The organism is Mucilaginibacter sp. OK268 (assembly GCF_900103125.1).
GTDB lineage: Bacteria > Bacteroidota > Bacteroidia > Sphingobacteriales > Sphingobacteriaceae > Mucilaginibacter.
Window position 1 is genome coordinate 365485 of sequence record NZ_FNJV01000007.1, and the last position, 16504, is coordinate 381988.

The window sequence follows — 16504 nt, forward strand, 5'->3', positions numbered from 1 at the left end:
CAACTATCATTTCCCCTTTTTCGATATTGTAACATAGGAAATGTTAGTGCTGTTTCCTTACAAATTTGGTAAGGATAATGATAGTCTGCCCCTCTATCTTACCTTCTATCTGTTCGGTATTATCTTCCACAAGTTTTATATTCTTCACAACCGTGCCCATTTTGGCATTCAGCGAGCTACCTTTTACATCAAGCGATTTAATGAGCACCACGTTATCCCCAGCCTGTAATACCTGTCCGTTACAATCTTTGTGCAGGTCCACACTGTTATCGTTTTCATGATCACCGGTAGCTTTGGCCCAGGCCAGTTGCGTATCATCCAAATACATCATGTCCAGGCCGTCTACGGCCCAGCTTTCCTGCCGCAGGCGGTTGAGCATCCGCCAGCTCATTACCTGAACAGCAGGAACCTCGCTCCACATACTGCTGATGAGGCAATTCCAATGGTTATTGTCCAATGATCACCCAGGAAGTAATTAAACCGCACCGCTATCGGGAGTTTATACCTGCTGCCTGGCAGGTTTTCTACCCGTTCAGATCCATCGGTAAAATAATCGCGCTGGTATTTGGTGGCCAGCAAGCCATGCTGATAGGAAGGTTCGATGATCAGTAAGGTCTGTAGCCGTGGCGTTAGTACCTGCGACAAAGAGAACGAAGTACTGAATGAATTGCGGGGACTATGGTCAATCGATCCTTTATCTTCACGATCTGATCCCGAACCGTAGCCCGGGGGGCGCAGTTCAACCGGCAATATCACTTTCCAGGTATCCTCCATTAACCCAACACTAGAGAAAAGCTTCAAAGGCCCGGATGAAAATCGGGGATTTACCTTTTCACCCAATGTTAAAGGCAGCTACGACGTAACTAAAGTTGTCGCCCTCGGATTAGAATATTATGGCAGTACCGGTCCATTTTTTCACTATGACGCTTTCAAACAGCAGTACCATCAGTTATTTATAGCAACAGATTTGAATTTTGACCCTAAGTGGGAATTTAATGGTAGCATAGGCTACGGTTTTACACAAAACGCAGATAAGGCTATTATTAAAATTATCGTGGGGAGGAGGTTTTAAAAGAAAATATGTTTCGCCCTGATTTTACTTGTCGTTTGGTCTCGTCTGCTTTTGGTTGACATAAGTTAACAGATGATTCGGGAGCAAGGACGATGCCCTATCGTTGGACATCCGTATAAAAGGGCCGTAATTTCTTTAGGTCAAAAAGTCCCGTCCATTCCACTTAAAACAATAAAGCTTTAATCATGATTAAGGCTTTATTCTATAGATGGTCATTTCCTCTCTTTTCTAGCTCTTTTTTAACTTCGTCGATCAATTGCTGTTCCGTCGGGAAGTATAATTTATATTCACTGGCAATAATGGTTTTATTGTTTTCCGGCAGGGAAAATTTTACTACGGCACTGTTTTTCTCCGCACATAGTAGAATGCCAATGGTGGGATTTTCAAAATCTTTCTTTTCGATCCTGTCATAATAGTTCACATACATTTGTAGTTGTCCGATATCCTGGTGGTTAAGCCGGGTAGTTTTTATTTCCACAATAACAAATGCTTGTAAAAGGCGATTATAAAGAACAAGATCAATGAAAAAATCGTCCCCTTCAATATGCAGACGCTTTTGCCTTGCTATAAACGCAAACCCATTGCCTAGTTCTAAAAGAAAGTCTTGCAAATGGGTAATAATCGCCTGCTCTAAATCTTTTTCATAATAGGACGCTTCCCGGTGTAACCCTAGAAATTCGAGATACATTGGGTCTTTAATAATATCTTTAGCATCAGCTGGCTGTTGCTCATTTCTGGCAACCGCTAATATGCTTTCCCGGTCGTTACTCATCAACAGACGTTCCCACAAGCTACTATGAATTTGGCGTTCCAAATGGCGGGATGACCAATTATTTTTTATGGCTTCGGCTATATAAAATTCTCTTTTGTCTTGATTATCAATACTTATCAATGTTTTGTAATGTGTCCAGCCCAATTGTGTCCGCAGTGCGGACACAATTGGGAAAATCCGGTAAAACTGGCGATACCAGTTGAGTTGTCTGTAAGAAAACCCGCTGCCAAATTCAGGTTGTAGTTGCTCCGAAATAGTTCTTATTAGCTGAGTTCCATAATCGGCTCGGTCTTTTCCTCGCTGTTCTTCTATAAAAATGCGTTGACCAATGTGCCAGTACATTTGTACTCGTTCCGTGTCAACTGCCCGGATTGCTCTATCCCTGGAATTCTGGATTATGGTTTTAATATCTGTTATGATGGCTTGATTAATGTTCATGACTTTCTAAGGTTAAGATGGGTAACTTAAAGGCTAATTTTTGCTTCAATGCCCTCATTTCTTCACTGATCTTTTGTGCGACAATTTTTGCATAAATCTGGGTTGTTTTAACGGATTTATGACCGAGCAACGCACTTACTGTTTCTATCGGTACGCCGTTGGCCAGCGTAATTGTGGTCGCGAAGGTATGCCGTGCGGTATGGGTAGTTAGTGTCTTATTAATACCGCAGATCGTTACAATCTCCTTTAAATAGGCATTGTATTTCTGGTTGCTCAATACGGGCAACAATAGGCCCTTAGTTTTGCGGACGGGGTGGTTGTTGTATTTTTTTATGATTTCTTTCGCGATTGGTAATAAAGGCACATTTTCCCGACAAAAGGTTTTTTCCCTGTTTTTGACGATCCATTCTTCACCGTCAAAAAAATTAATAATGTGGTCTGGCGTAAGCAGGCTGGTATCCTTATAGGCAAACCCGGTAAAACACATAAACAGATAAACATCCTTGATTTCTTCCAATCGCTTGATCTCAAAATGTTTTTGATAAAGTGTCATGATTTCCCGTTCGTCCAGGATATCCCTTTCGGGATCAACATAGCCACATTTAAAGGTTTGTATCGGGTTTGTGGGTATCCAGTTTCTCTCGACCCCGGTTTTGATGGCATGTTTAATGTGTTTAAGATATTTCTTAGCTGTATTGGCGTTAATATCCTCGTCCAGCATCAGGTAATCCACAAAGTCTTCGGCAAATGCAAAACGGATTTTATCCAATCGGATATCTTTTGCCTTGTATTGGTGCCGGATAAAACTGACCGTCTTTGCCCGGATCGTGTGCCACTTTTTTAAGGAGGCCACCGAACGGTGTTGTTTTTCTACTTTCTTTTCAAAACGCTCAATAACGAAGTCTATCGCATTAAGCAAGGTTTTGGGCTGCTCCGTTTTGCCCTGATAGGCATCCCGAAGCATTTCGACCGTAACCTCATCACCCAGCAATTCCAGCGAATGGTAGAGTTGCCGAAGCTTGACCTTACATTGATCAATAGCATTGTTTAGTAACCGGGCTTCCTGGGTATTACCCTGCATTTTGCCCGCTTCCTGATCCCATAGACTTTCAGGGACTTTTTGACCTAAAGAAATTACCGCCCTTTTAAGGTTAACTGTAATACGGATGTCCAGCGATAGGGCACCGTCCTTGGATTTCCTGGCACTTTTTGGCAGTACCAGGACAGAAAGTTTTTCATTGACTTTCATGGAAATTGAATTTTAAGTGAACGATTTGTTTTCGTTCGCTCTCAAAACCCGATTTCATTGAATCATCGAAAATGGTTCATTACCAATTTCAGCATCAAAATGGTAGCCTCCAAGCATGCCCAATCAGCTTTAAAAAGATTGATTGAATCTGATATGGGATTTTTTAAAAAAAACCTTATTTTAACACTGGAAAGGCTATTTTTACTCATCTCAAAGCTTCTTCGAGGCTACCACTTTTTAAAAATCAAATGGTAGCCTTTTTGGTAGCCTTTATACTTGAAAAAGGCTGATTAAATCTGATAGGCAATTTTTTTAAAAACCCTCAAAAAACGCTGGAAATGCACTTTTACGAAAAAAAGACCTTCTTGCGAAGGTCTTTTCAGTGGAGCCGGAGGGATTCGAACCCTCGTCCAAACATGGTATAAGGTAAGCTTTCTACATGCTTAGCTTCTGTTTAATTGTAGGGAAGGGGAAGGTCAGTCGCTTACCTGTACCGTCTTCCTTAGGTGCTTTATCTCGCCTGCTATGCACACCATTAAGCTGGCCAGTTCCGTTTTTCGATGCCCCGATTGCCGATTCAACAGAACGGAAAACCGGCGGGACAAAAGCTAGTTAATTCTAAATTAAGCAGCTAAGGCGTAGTTATTTTCGCCATTTGTAAGTTTGAGCGTTCAGATTTAAGCGCTAATTCACCCAACGCGCTGCATGCTTACTTACTTATCTCCATCCTGTCAATTCCGGTCGACCCCATCTTTATTAGAGTTGCATTTGCCGGTGGGCAGTTTGCAGTTAAGGGTACAAATATACAGAAAATAGTTTGCAGTTAACGAACCTCATCTATCCAACAAGGTGTTTTATGAAGGGTATTTTACTCATTACATAAACTAAAAGCCACGTTAGTAAAAAACATGACAAAGCTATAACGGGGATACTTAGTATCGGATTAAAAAGGGCGTAATTAATTTCTGCCAGGTCAAAAAGAGTTAGTATTAACGCATGGCTGAAATAGATCCCCAGGGTGAATTTCCCGGCATTTTGAGCTACTTTATTCAAAGCAGGACTTAGTTTGACCTTGGTATGTTTGGCCGTCAAAAATGCGCTCGCCGAAAGCAAAATGATAAATGGGCTTATCGGTTCATAAAAAAAAGTGCTCAGTTCATGGTTCTTTAACAGCAGGAAATGAGTACCCGCAACAATGATTAATGTGGTTACAACAAAAGATGCAGCTGCGATATAAACTGAACCGCGGATATGGAATTTTTTATAAGCCAGGTAATAGCCTAGCACCAGGTATCCCATATACCCGCTGAAATTATGGAGATCAATAGCTGTATCGAAGCTGCTTAAATAGGGCTTGCTTACCAATACTGTTAAAAACCAGATGGCCAGAAAGTATAACAATTCTTTTTCTGAAGCCTGCTTTACAAATTTGCCAATGATGGGTATAAACAAGTACAAGCCTATTAGTAAATAAACATACCAGAGATGATAATACGCACCTGTTTGAAACTGGAGTAAGATCAGTTTAGTGTTTGTCCAGATGCTGTCTGTAAAGATAAACTCCTCATTATAGCATCTGTAAAGTACATAAACGGTGCTCCAGAAAAAGAAAGGTAGTATAAGCCTGCCAAGCCTTTTCTTTAAAAAACTGCCTAATTCATAATCGCGGTGAAGCAATAAAGCGCCGGTTATCATCACAAAAACCGGTACGGCAAAACGTACCAATGCATTGTAAATATCCGCAACTAGCCAGTCCTGAGTAGTAACTCCCTTATGGTAAAAAAGCAAAGGGGAGGCCGTGTGCAATACCACTACGGCAAACATGGCTATTAGTCGTAAGTTATTTATCCAGGTTATGTTTTGCGGCGTATCCTGTGCGCCATCCTGGTTAAATTTCATCTGTCGGAACTGCAATATCGGGTTTAGGCGCTTGGCGCATTATTCTTTATTAATTCAGGTAAATATAAAAACAGCAATTATAAAATGAAGGGTGATATGAACGAAATTAGTCTTTCTTTATTGGGCTCCGCTGTTTGCCACCCCAGTCGCTTAGTTGTTTCAGGATAGGCCCCAGTTCAAATGCCATTTCAGTGAGCTCATATTCTACCCTTGGCGGCACTTCGGCAAAAACGGTTCGTTTCACCAAACCGTCCTCTTCCAAAGCCCGCAATTGTTGGGTTAGCATGCGTTCGGATATGTAAGAAAACTCTTTTTTTATCTCGTTAAACCTCATTTTCTTTTTGCCCAACTTGTCCAGTATCAATAATTTCCACTGGCCCCCAAGCTTATGAACAGCATAGGTAAGGTCACAGTCAATAATGCATATTTCATTACGGGTATAGGTTGAGCTTTGCTTTCTGCCTGCCATTAGTTACTTTTTTGTTAGTACCGTACAATTAATGGTATACCGTGTAAATTTAATGTTGCCAGATAATTTTGCCAAAGAAATTTTTGACAAAAAATAATAATATAAAATTATGGATCTGTATTTAAAAGGAAAAACAGCGGTTGTGACCGGCGCCAGCCAGGGACTTGGGCGGGCAATTGCAAAAGAATTGGCCCTAGAAGGTGTAAAAGTATTGGCCACCGCCAGAAATGAGGAATTATTGAAGAGCCTTCAGGAAGAAGTGGTAGCTGTAGGGGGCGTGGAACCGGTTATATATATACAGGACTTTGTTGCACCTGAGGCACCTCAGAAAATCGCAGCAGCAGCTTTATTAAACCTGGGGCAGGTTGATATCCTGGTCAACAATACCGGTCGGAGTCAACCGCTGGATGTTATCGGGGCGGATGAGGCCTGGAACGAGTCGATGACGATGGATTTTGATCGTCATCGGCAATTGACACAACAATTGTTGCCTCATTTTATAGAGCGTAAGCAGGGTTCCATCTTAAACATTACCAGTACTTATGAGCTGCGCAGCGTGAATGTTTCGGCGGTTGCCAAAGCAAGCATAGTGATGTGGTCGAAACAGATGGCAGGGCAATTGGGTAAGCATGGTATCAGGATCAACTGCCTGCAGCCTGGCCTCTTGGATACGGCGAATGTACGCCGCATATTTACTGCTGAAGCACGAAAGGAATTTGCCGCCCGTGAAATACCCCTGGGTGATTTTGGTGAACCGCAGGATATAGCTAATATGGCTGCCTTCCTGGTATCGCTACGTGCTAAGTACATTACTGGTACCGTTAATATTGTTGATGGCGGGATGCGTCATTATGCTTTCTAATCTCTATAAGAAGGTTGGAATCGAAAAAGCCACTATCTACATGTTAGTGGCTTTTTAATAAATTTTTCAATCCAGATAATCCGGAGGATATAGCTTTTGACCATGTTTTTCTGCTGCCTGGGTTAACCTGATTATATCATCATGATTCAAAACCGGTGGCGGTAAAAATGTACCTGCAGCAACCGGAACTCCTATTTCTTCAAAAAAAGCATCCAGACCGGCGGGGATAACAGTACATAACATGTGGGCTACTTGAGTACTGGTATTCTTAAAACAATGTACTTGACCGCCCTTGGGCACATTTACAAAAGCGCCCTTTTTTGCGGTGTATTTACCAGCTTCGGTCTTAAATTCAATTTCACCATCCACTACATAAAATAATTCCTGGATATCTGCATGTGCGTGCGGCCCCGGACCGCCTCCCGGTGGCACAAGCATATCTATAACAGCATAAGCACCTTCGGTTTGTTTACCCGAAATTAGGATGCGATAAGCATCCCCCACTACAGAAAGGTTTTGGCCCTGATCTTCGTTTACAGTTAATATATGGTCTATCATCACAAATAGGTTTAATGTAATTACTTTAAATATATCCTACTTGTTTTTAAAGTGTTAGATAATCTGTATAATGTTTTTCCCCAGATGTGTATAACGTAATAGAACAAATGCTGATTATTCGCTCCTTAAACTTTTTACCGGACTTGCAATTGCTGCTTTGATAGATTGGAAACTTATGGTAATCAGGGCTATTAACACAGATATAAACGCTATAATAACAAAAGTTATCCAGGTGACGCTGATGCGGTAAGCAAATCTGGATAGCCACCAGTCCATAATGAACCAGGCTACCGGCCATGCAATGAGGTTGGCTAATAAAACCAGTTTCAGGAAATTACCCGAAAGTAATAACACAATGCGTTGTACGGATGCACCCAATACTTTTCGTACCCCGATCTCTTTCACTCTTTTTTCGGCGGAATGTGATGCCAGGCCAAATAAACCCAAACAGGAAATGAAAATAGCCAACCCGGCAAGGATACCGACTATCTGGCTTACCTGGTTGTCGGCTTTGTAAACCTCGTTGAAATGATCGTCCAGAAATTGGTATTCAAACGGATAATCAGGATATAAACTATCCCATTTTGATTTGATAAATGCTATAGCGGCAGCAGTATTGCTGCCATTGATCTTAACAGAAATGTTTCTAAAATCCCAGGCATGCGCGCATACCATAAACATGGGTTCAATTTTGTATTGCAGGGAGTTGAAATTGAAGTTTTTGGCAACACCTTTTATTGTGCCTAATGAATCAAAGCCAAACTGTAAGCCTATTAATGAAGATAAGGGGGCTTTGGGATGATCTTTTAATAACGATTTTGCCAGGGCTTCATTAACAATATATTCCCTCCCGTTGAGTTTTTTATCAGTAGAGAAATTATTACCGGCAGCCAGTTTTATTTTATACAGATCAAGATAATTATCATCTACTACCAATAGGGTTGTGCCAAAGTCCTGCTTTGGCCCATCGGCCGGTTTGAATGACACCCCTGTTTGATCTAAATGGCTTCCTAAAATATCCTGTGAGGCTGTTACGCCCGATACCAGCGTACTGTTTAATAACTCATTCTTGAAAAGTTCGTATTTTTTGGTAGTGATCCTGTCTAACGGTATGTTGACGATCTGCTCACGATTGTACCCAGGATCCTGCTTTTGCATAAACCTTAACTGTCTTAATACAAATACCGTGGCTATCATCAAAAAAATAGCACTGCTAAATTGGGTAACAACTAAAATGTTCCTGAGCAATCCTTTATCTTTCCCAACTTGTACAGAGCCCTTTAAAACCTTGGCTGCCTGAAACGAAGATAAATAAATGGAGGGGTAAATGCCAGATAGGAGACCGATAAGCACAGTGCCTCCGAATACAAAGGATATGGCGCCAAGACTGCCAAATACATTGAAATTTATACTTCTGTCGCTCAGATTATTAATATATGGCAAGGCCAGTTCAACCAGGCCAATGGCAAAAACTAATGCGATAAACGAGATCAGCACGGTTTCTCCCAAAAATTGAAAAGCCAATTGAAAGCGATGCGCGCCTATAGATTTGCGGATGCCTACTTCCTTAGCCCTTTCGGCCGAGCGAGCAGTTGAAAGATTAATGAAGTTAACACAAGCTATAATCAGCACAATCAACGCGATAATGGCAAATAGATTGGTCGATTTTTTATCGAATTTCTGATAGTTGATATAATCCAAACCAATATCGGCAGAGTTGGCATGTACGTCCTTCAAAGGCAGAAGAAACAGCTTCATATATTTGGTACCATCTTTGCCCAGATGCTCTGTAATAAAGGCCGGGAATTTCTTTTCCAACAGTGCCTGGTTAGTGCCGGGTGCAAGTTCAAGGTAGGTGTTTAACCAGTTACCTCCCCAATTTTTGAACATCCATGGTTTATAAATACTGCTGAATGAGAACAGGGCATCAAATTGTAATTGTGAGTTTTGGGGCACATCAGCCAGCACACCGGTAACGGCAAATAAAACGGTATCGCTACCATAATGGGTTACGGTTTTCCCGATAGGATTGGCATCACCAAATAATTTTTTGGCCGTTTTTTCGGTAAGTAAGATACTATTGGGCTTACTGAGCGCAGTTTTTTTATCGCCACTGATCAGTTTAAAATCAAAGATCTGGAAAAAGGTAGAGTCGACAGCAAATGCTTGTGGCAAAAACATGCGCTCGTTGTTATAGGTCATCTGGTATTTTTCATTCCACTTTATCTTCGTGAAATTTTTTATTTCCGGATACTTCATTTTTAAGGCCTGCCCCATCGGAAACATGGATAAAGCAACCTTTTGTGTAGTCCCTTCCTGACCAACCGTCTGCACTTCATTTAAACGATAAATGTTTTTGGTATGAAAATTATCAAAGCTCTTTTCATAGGCAACAAACATTATAATGACCATAAATGCAGCCATGCCCACAGCCAGGCCTATAATGTTAATGGCTGAGAAAGCTTTATTTTTCCAGATGTTGCGCCAGGCTATTTTAAAATAGTTCTTTATCATCGGTTTAATGCTCTAATGGATTAGGAAAACTAAAATGATGCTTTAAAATACATGCCATATTTTTAAATAGTTGATCTTTAGTAATTTAAGTAATTTTTATGACGCTGTGTTGTATCAGAAACGGACGGAATATTACTTGTTGTGTATCAAAAACGGATAGACTGGGCATAAAAATTATTGTATTATTTAAAAACATTTTGGTTTATTTTTATTTACCTGTAAGAGATATTGCATGAATGCTACCAGTTACATTTGTATATAACTAACTATAAAAAATATGAAAGCAATTCAAATGACAGGATACGGAGATTCTTCCGTTTTGAAAATAGAAAATATAGCTAAGCCTACACCAGCAGCAGGCCAGGTGCTGATTAAAATAGCGGCTACAACTATTAATCCGTTTGATATGAAAATTCGCTCGGGTGCAATGCAGCAATTTATACCAATTCCGATTCCCTTCATCCCCGGTACTGATTTCTCAGGAACGGTAGAGGAGACCGGAGAAAATGTAAGCCGGTTAAAAAAAGGGGATAAGGTATTCGCCACCACATTTGGCGGTACCTACGCTGAATATATCGTGATGGATGAAAAAAATGTTTCTTTGACCCCGGATAATGTTAGTCTGAATGAAGCTGCGGCCCTGGCTGTTCCGTTGAATACCGCGTATAGCGTACTGATAGAGGGCGCAGATCTGCAAGCTGGTCAAAAAGTATTGATTCATGGAGCCGCGGGTGCTGTTGGTATCGCACTGGTTCAATTAGCTAAAGCATTGGGTGCTTATGTAATTGGCACAGCTTCGGCAAAGGGTACGGATCTCATTAAATTATTAGGTGCCGACGAGGCGATCGACTATAAATCACAAGACTTTAGCAAATTAGTGCATGATGTTGACCTGGTTGTAGACGGAGTAGGAGGTGAAACGCTACAGAAATCATACGCGGTGGTAAAAAAGGGCGGTAAATTAATCAGTATTGTTATGCCCACTTCAAATGAAGAAGCTGAAAAATATGGTATCACTGCCGAGTTCATCAATTCTGCGCCCAAACTTGAAAAATTAGTATTTGGTAAAAAACTGGTAGAGGAAAATAAAATTACTCCGCAGATAGTCAAAGTATTGAACCTGGAAGCTGCTGCTGAAGCACAGGACCTGGTTTCTGCAGGGGGACTTAATGGAAAAGTGGTCTTACAGGTAAGTTAATAATTCTGGGCCTAATTTTAAGATTTAGCTCACGTATAGTTCATAAAACAAAAAAGCCCAGCCTTTAAGCCGGGCTTTCTTGTTTTATTCAAGCTGGATATGTTTTTATCTGCTTTCGGCAAGTTGTTCACTATTCACCACACGGCCGGGGTAAACTTTCAGGGCTTCTTCCAGACAGATCATCGCGTTTTGCAGATCTTCATTTTTTAACACGTAAGCCATGCGTACCTCGTTAAATCCGGCTCCGGGGCTACTGTAAAAACCGGTTGCAGGCGCCATCATCACCGTTTGGTTATTATAGCTGAAAGTTTCCAGCATCCATTGGCAAAATTTGTCGGCATTATCAATGGGTAATTTGGCTACCACATAAAAAGCACCACCCGGATTAGGGCAGTAAACGCCATCTATTTTGTTCAATGCACTCACCAGGGTATCCCGTCGACTTGTATATTCTTTATTTACGGCTTCAAAATAGCTGTCTGGGGTATCAACGGCGGCAGTACCGGCAATTTGTTCAACCATACCAGCGCTCAGGCGGGCCTGGGCAAATTTTAAACCAGCAGTTAAAACCGCTTTGTTTTTGGTGATCAGGCAACCCAAACGAGCGCCGCAGGCACTGTAACGTTTGCTTACAGTATCCATCACGATCACATTTTCGTCCAGTCCATCCAGGTGCATGGGCGAAATAAAGGTGCGGCCGTCATAGCAAAACTCCCGGTACGCTTCGTCTGAAAATAGGTACAGATCATATTTCAGAGCGAGTTCTTTCAAGGCGTCCAGTTCCTCTTTGGAGTATAAATAACCTGTAGGATTGTTGGGATTACAGATGATAATAGCCTTGGTTTTATCAGTTATCAGTTTTTCAAACTCGCTGATAGGGGGCAGAGCGAAACCATTATCGATGAAGGAAAGTATCGGTTTCACCACAATATCGCTCTGGCTGGCAAAGCCGTTGTAATTGGCATAAAAAGGCTCCGGGATAATTACCTCATCACCGGGGTCAAGGCAGGCCATCATGGATATGGTAATGGCTTCAGAACCACCGGTAGTTACAATAATATTGTCGGGCGTAATGTTGTAACCCAGCTTGTTATAATACTCTGTAAGCTTTTGGCGGTAGGTGAGTGTACCTTCAGACGGGGTATAGGCCCAAACCTTAAAATCAATATTTTTAATGGCATTCAGCATGCCTTCGGGAGTTTCAATATCGGGCTGGCCAATGTTCAGGTGGTAAACTTTTTTACCATCCAGCTTAGCTTTATCAGCATAAGGTGTTAGCTTACGTATAGGCGATGCGGGCATTCGCTGCCCTTTATGAGATATTTTTGGCATGTGCAAAATTAATAAAAAAGAAAGTATTGTTGTTGTATACTTCCTTAAACGAAAAAAGACCCTTGAAAAGGGTCTTTTTTTTAATATTTTTTAATCCCCTTGTTCAGCAAGGGGCGTCATCGGCAACTTTCTTTGCTTATTTGCTCGACGCTGGTTTGGCCACAACCTCACCAATAATGTTCAGATACTTTTCTGGCGTAACTGCATTTGATTTTACAACAATGGTTTTGTTGAAAGGTGCAGCAGCAGCAGCATTATAAGTAATCTTGATGGTACCTTTTTCACCACCTTTTACAGGAGTTTTGGTGTAATCGGCAATAGTACAACCGCAAGTTGGTCTTACTTCTGTCAAAATAAGAGGCTCTTTACCAACGTTGGTAAATTCAAAAACGGTGGTTACAGGAGTACCCTGAGGTATTTTGCCAAAGTCGTGTTTTTCTTCATTGAATTTAAACTCAGCTTTTTGGCTATCCTGTGCCGATGCAGTAAAGGCAAAACCTAAAACTACTGCGCAAATCATTAGTATCTGTTTCATATGTTGTTTGATTAATACAAATATATAAGGTTTAACGTAAAACAAATATATAAGGTTTAACCCAAATTAAAAACTATTAGTTAAACTCCATGTTTTATTGTCAGTATGCAAAATACAGAATAGAATTTTATAATTTTACCGTCTAAACGAAATTATATATGCCCGAATCTACCTTACGTGCAACCAGTAAATTTAATACTGCAGAACTGAGTTTTGATGATTTCAAGAAAATTGTGATTGACGATTATCGTATTGGTTACGAAAGTCGCCAGGCAAGTTTAATAGGCAGGAGAGAGGTTTTAACGGGTAAAGCAAAGTTTGGCATTTTTGGTGATGGTAAGGAAGTTGCCCAGTTAGCCATGGCCAAAGCTTTCCGCGCGGGCGACTGGCGCGCCGGATATTACCGCGATCAAACTTTTATGTTTGCTACCGGCATGAGCAACCTCAAAGAGTTTTTTGCCCAGCTTTATGCCAACCCCGATATTGAAAAGGATCCCGCATCTGGCGGCAGGCAAATGAATTGTCACTATGCCACTCGTTTTGTTAATGCCGATGGCAGCTGGGTTAACCAGGCCGAAACCATGAACTGCTCATCAGATATTTCAACAACCGGCGGTCATATGCCCCGTTTACTTGGTTTGGCTTACGCTTCAAAATTATATCGCCAGAATAAAGAGCTGGAATACCTGAAACAGTTTTCTGTGGGCGGTAACGAGGTTGCCTTTGGAACCATAGGCAATGGCTCCACATCCGAAGGCTTGTTTTTTGAAACCTTTAACGCGGCAGGTGTGCTGCAGGTGCCCATGGCCATTTCGGTTTGGGACGATGCCTATGCTATCTCCGTTCCGGCAAAACTACAAACTACTAAAGAAGATATTTCTGAGATACTGAAAGGTTTTCAGCGCGAAAACGGCTCCAATGGCTATGAGATATTTAAAGTAAGGGGCTGGGATTATATCGCCCTTTGCGAAACTTACGAACGTGCCATTACCATCTGCCGCGAGCAGCATGTACCCGTATTGATACACGTGGTAGAGATGACGCAACCGCAAGGCCACTCTACCTCGGGCTCACATGAGCGTTATAAATCAAAAGATCGCCTGACTTGGGAAGAGGAGCACGATTGCCTGCTGAAAATGCGCGAGTGGATGATCTCTTCGGCTATTGCTACTGAAACGGAACTTGACGAACTGGAAACAGAAGCCAAAAAATATGTACGGGAGTGTCAGCGCGAAGCAGCAGCCGAACTGGGCGATATCATCAAAAACGAGCTGGAAGAAACCGCCCGTTTAATTGATAACCTGGCCTATAATGTTGCCGCTCAGGAAGAGCTGGCTGAGATCGCTTCGGCATTGCGTTCAAGCTATGATGCCGGCAGGAAAGATACCGTTGGCTCTGTGCGCAAAGCCTTACGACTTACCGTACATGAAACGGTAGCCGAAAGACAAGTATTGCTAAACTGGCTAAGCGCCGAGACCATCAAAAATAACGAACGCTTTAACTCTAAATTATTTTCAGGAACACCACAATCTCCTTTAAATGTGCCTGTTGTGCCTGTTATATATAGTGAAGATGCACGCCTGTTAGATGGCCGCGAGATCTTGAATGCCTGTTTCGATGCCAATTTTGACCGGGATAAAAGTATTGTAGCCTTTGGTGAAGATGTAGGCGCTATTGGAGATGTTAACCAGGGATTTGCCGGTTTGCAAAGCAAATACGGCGATCTGCGGATTACCGATACAGGCATCCGTGAAACTACCATTATAGGGCAGGGAATGGGTTTGGCTATGCGTGGTTTACGCCCTATTGCCGAGATCCAATACCTGGATTACCTCATATACGCCATGACCGTTTTGTGCGACGATATAGCCAGCTTAAGCTATCGTACCAAAGGCGGCCAAAAAGCACCGCTGATCATCCGCACACGTGGCCACAGGCTCGAAGGAATCTGGCATTCAGGATCGCCAATGGGATTGATCGTGAACTCGATGCGTGGTTTTCATCTTTGCGTACCCCGCAACATGACCCAGGCTGCAGGTTTGTATAACACGCTGCTAAGAGGGGATGAGCCTGCTATTGTGATCGAAAGTTTGAACGGATACCGCTTAAAGGAAAAGCTTCCTGAAAACGTGGGTGAATTTACCGTTCCGTTGGGTAAGGCCGAGATACTGAAAGAAGGTGGCGATATCACTGTTGTTTCCTACGGGTCAACCTTGCGTATCGTGCAGGAAGCTGCGGTTGAGCTTGACAAAATGGGTATTCATATCGAAATTATAGACCCGCAAACACTGTATCCTTTTGATATTGACAATGTTTGTGGTACTTCTTTAAAAAAGACCAGCAAATTATTGGTAATCGACGAAGATGTACCGGGAGCTGCTTCAGCCTATATTGTTCAAAAGATAGTGGAAACCGAAAACGGTTACTACTCCCTTGATGCACAGCCCAGAACGTTAACGGCTAAAGAACATCGTCCGCCTTATGGTTCCGACGGCGATTATTTCAGCAAACCATCTGTTGATGATGTGATCGAAGCGGTTTATGCCATGATGAACGAAGCCAATCCCGCTAAATATCCCGCGATATTTTAATTAGTGAACCCTCTCTAAATCTCCCCCAAAGGGGGGAGACTCTTAAAAAAAAGTATTTTAAAGCCCTCTCCATTGGAGAGGGTTGGGTGAGGTTATTGCTTCGTACCTCGCAATGACGCTTTTTTCATCCCCTCCATTCAAGTTTGCGCTTAAATATTTAAGTTTGCGGCCATTCTATACACACATCATGAATTCAACAACATTCACCACTATATCAAACATCATTAAAACACGCCGTTCTGTAAAGCCGGCTGCCATGAACGGACAAAAAATACCCAATGAGCAGGTAGCTGCTTTATTGGAACTGGCCGACTGGGCGCCAACGCATGGTTATACCGAGCCATGGCGTTTCATCGTATACGAAAACCCTGCTGATTTTTGCCGGGAACATGCCGAAATATACAAACAAGGCGTTGATGCTGAAAGCTTTAATGAGCTTACCTACAGTAATCTGCAACACCAGGGCGATAAGGTTTCACACGTGATTATCGTAACCATGAAACGTGGCGATCTGCCAAAAATACCTCCCTTTGAAGAGATTGCGGCAGTATCAAGCGCCATCCAAAACATATTGCTTGGCGCTACAGCCCTTAACGCTGCCTCCTTCTGGAGCACCGGTGGTGCTATTTTAAAACCAGGTATGAAGGAGTTTTTACAACTACGCGAAGAAGATAATGTGCTTGGTGTACTGTACCTGGGCTACGCCGATCAATATCCCGAAGGCCGAAGAAACACTCCGCTTGAGGAAAAGATTAACTGGGTTAAATAAAGCCATATTGGGTGTCACCCTGAGCCTGTCGAAGGGCGCGCGCAGAAGCCTGCCCACCATGCTTCGACAGGCTCAGCATGACATCCTTTTTTGACTCCGTCCCCGCAAAGGAAGACTCTGCAGTGACGGAGATTAGAAAACACAAACGACCATGTCATTGCGATTTCTATGATACAAACAAATGCTTTTGGTAAGGTACTTGGTTTTTAATAACAGCGAAGATTCGATGGATGATTTTATTTCTTA

14 protein-coding genes and 1 other RNA gene are annotated in these 16504 nt (G+C 42.1%); 4 read left to right on the forward strand and 11 right to left on the reverse strand.

Going from position 1 to position 16504, the window contains the following annotated elements; genetic code table 11:
* Positions 1-43 precede the first annotated feature (43 nt).
* The 7 genes from BLR84_RS21670 to BLR84_RS21710 all read right to left on the reverse strand — a co-directional run bounded on the left by BLR84_RS21670 (position 44) and on the right by BLR84_RS21710 (position 5899).
* Positions 44-421: an alkylphosphonate utilization protein gene (locus BLR84_RS21670; RefSeq protein ID WP_090472308.1), complete on the reverse strand. Its 378-nt coding sequence runs from the start codon at positions 419-421 to the stop codon at positions 44-46.
* Positions 391-801 carry a hypothetical protein gene (locus BLR84_RS21675; protein WP_143013967.1) on the reverse strand — a complete coding sequence of 137 codons (411 nt, stop codon included), beginning with the start codon at positions 799-801 and terminating at the stop codon, positions 391-393. Before BLR84_RS21675 ends, BLR84_RS21670 begins: the two co-directional genes overlap by 31 nt.
* A 473-nt stretch (positions 802-1274) precedes the next feature.
* Positions 1275-2282 (reverse strand): PDDEXK nuclease domain-containing protein, encoded by a 1008-nt coding sequence (locus tag BLR84_RS21685; protein WP_090472312.1) that lies wholly within the window; start codon positions 2280-2282, stop codon positions 1275-1277.
* The gene (locus tag BLR84_RS21690) at positions 2272-3531 is read right to left on the reverse strand and encodes a site-specific integrase (protein WP_090472314.1); all 1260 of its coding nucleotides are present in this window, start codon (positions 3529-3531) and stop codon (positions 2272-2274) included. The genes BLR84_RS21685 and BLR84_RS21690 overlap by 11 nt, the downstream gene beginning before the upstream one ends.
* Positions 3532-3911: 380 nt before the next feature.
* Positions 3912-4280, reverse strand: a transfer-messenger RNA (tmRNA) gene (gene ssrA / locus BLR84_RS21700).
* A gap of 88 nt (positions 4281-4368) precedes the next feature.
* Entirely contained in the window at positions 4369-5430 is a 1062-nt protein-coding gene (locus tag BLR84_RS21705; RefSeq protein WP_090472318.1) for an acyltransferase, read from the reverse strand.
* Positions 5431-5536: 106 nt separating this feature from the next.
* Positions 5537-5899 carry a winged helix-turn-helix transcriptional regulator gene (locus BLR84_RS21710; protein WP_090472320.1) on the reverse strand — a complete coding sequence of 121 codons (363 nt, stop codon included), beginning with the start codon at positions 5897-5899 and terminating at the stop codon, positions 5537-5539.
* Positions 5900-6008: 109 nt separating this feature from the next.
* Here BLR84_RS21710 and BLR84_RS21715 point away from each other — a divergent pair, with 109 nt between their 5' ends.
* Positions 6009-6761, forward strand: a complete 753-nt coding sequence (locus tag BLR84_RS21715) for an SDR family NAD(P)-dependent oxidoreductase (protein ID WP_090472322.1) — start codon at positions 6009-6011, stop codon at positions 6759-6761.
* A 66-nt stretch (positions 6762-6827) separates the two neighbouring features.
* Here BLR84_RS21715 and BLR84_RS21720 read toward each other — a convergent pair whose 3' ends face one another.
* A complete protein-coding gene (locus BLR84_RS21720; RefSeq protein ID WP_090472324.1) occupies positions 6828-7319 on the reverse strand; it encodes a cupin domain-containing protein in 492 nt (163 codons plus the stop codon).
* A gap of 114 nt (positions 7320-7433) precedes the next feature.
* The gene (locus BLR84_RS21725; protein ID WP_090472326.1) at positions 7434-9833 is read right to left on the reverse strand and encodes an ABC transporter permease; all 2400 of its coding nucleotides are present in this window, start codon (positions 9831-9833) and stop codon (positions 7434-7436) included.
* A 277-nt stretch (positions 9834-10110) separates the two neighbouring features.
* Here BLR84_RS21725 and BLR84_RS21730 point away from each other — a divergent pair, with 277 nt between their 5' ends.
* On the forward strand, positions 10111-11031 hold the full coding sequence (locus tag BLR84_RS21730; protein ID WP_090472327.1) for an NADP-dependent oxidoreductase: 921 nt from the start codon (positions 10111-10113) through the stop codon (positions 11029-11031).
* Between the two features lie 105 nt (positions 11032-11136).
* Here the strand turns inward: BLR84_RS21730 and BLR84_RS21735 are convergent, their stop codons facing one another.
* Both BLR84_RS21735 and BLR84_RS21740 read right to left on the reverse strand, forming a co-directional pair.
* Positions 11137-12363 carry a pyridoxal phosphate-dependent aminotransferase gene (locus BLR84_RS21735; protein ID WP_090472328.1) on the reverse strand — a complete coding sequence of 409 codons (1227 nt, stop codon included), beginning with the start codon at positions 12361-12363 and terminating at the stop codon, positions 11137-11139.
* A 136-nt stretch (positions 12364-12499) separates the two neighbouring features.
* Positions 12500-12898 (reverse strand): DUF1573 domain-containing protein, encoded by a 399-nt coding sequence (locus BLR84_RS21740; RefSeq protein ID WP_076370587.1) that lies wholly within the window; start codon positions 12896-12898, stop codon positions 12500-12502.
* A 158-nt stretch (positions 12899-13056) separates the two neighbouring features.
* On the opposite strand from BLR84_RS21740, the gene BLR84_RS21745 reads away from it, so the two are divergent.
* Positions 13057-15489 (forward strand): alpha-ketoacid dehydrogenase subunit alpha/beta, encoded by a 2433-nt coding sequence (locus BLR84_RS21745; protein WP_090472330.1) that lies wholly within the window; start codon positions 13057-13059, stop codon positions 15487-15489.
* A 187-nt stretch (positions 15490-15676) separates the two neighbouring features.
* Positions 15677-16258: a nitroreductase family protein gene (locus BLR84_RS21750; RefSeq protein ID WP_090472333.1), complete on the forward strand. Its 582-nt coding sequence runs from the start codon at positions 15677-15679 to the stop codon at positions 16256-16258.
* The last annotated feature ends 246 nt before the right edge of the window (positions 16259-16504 follow it).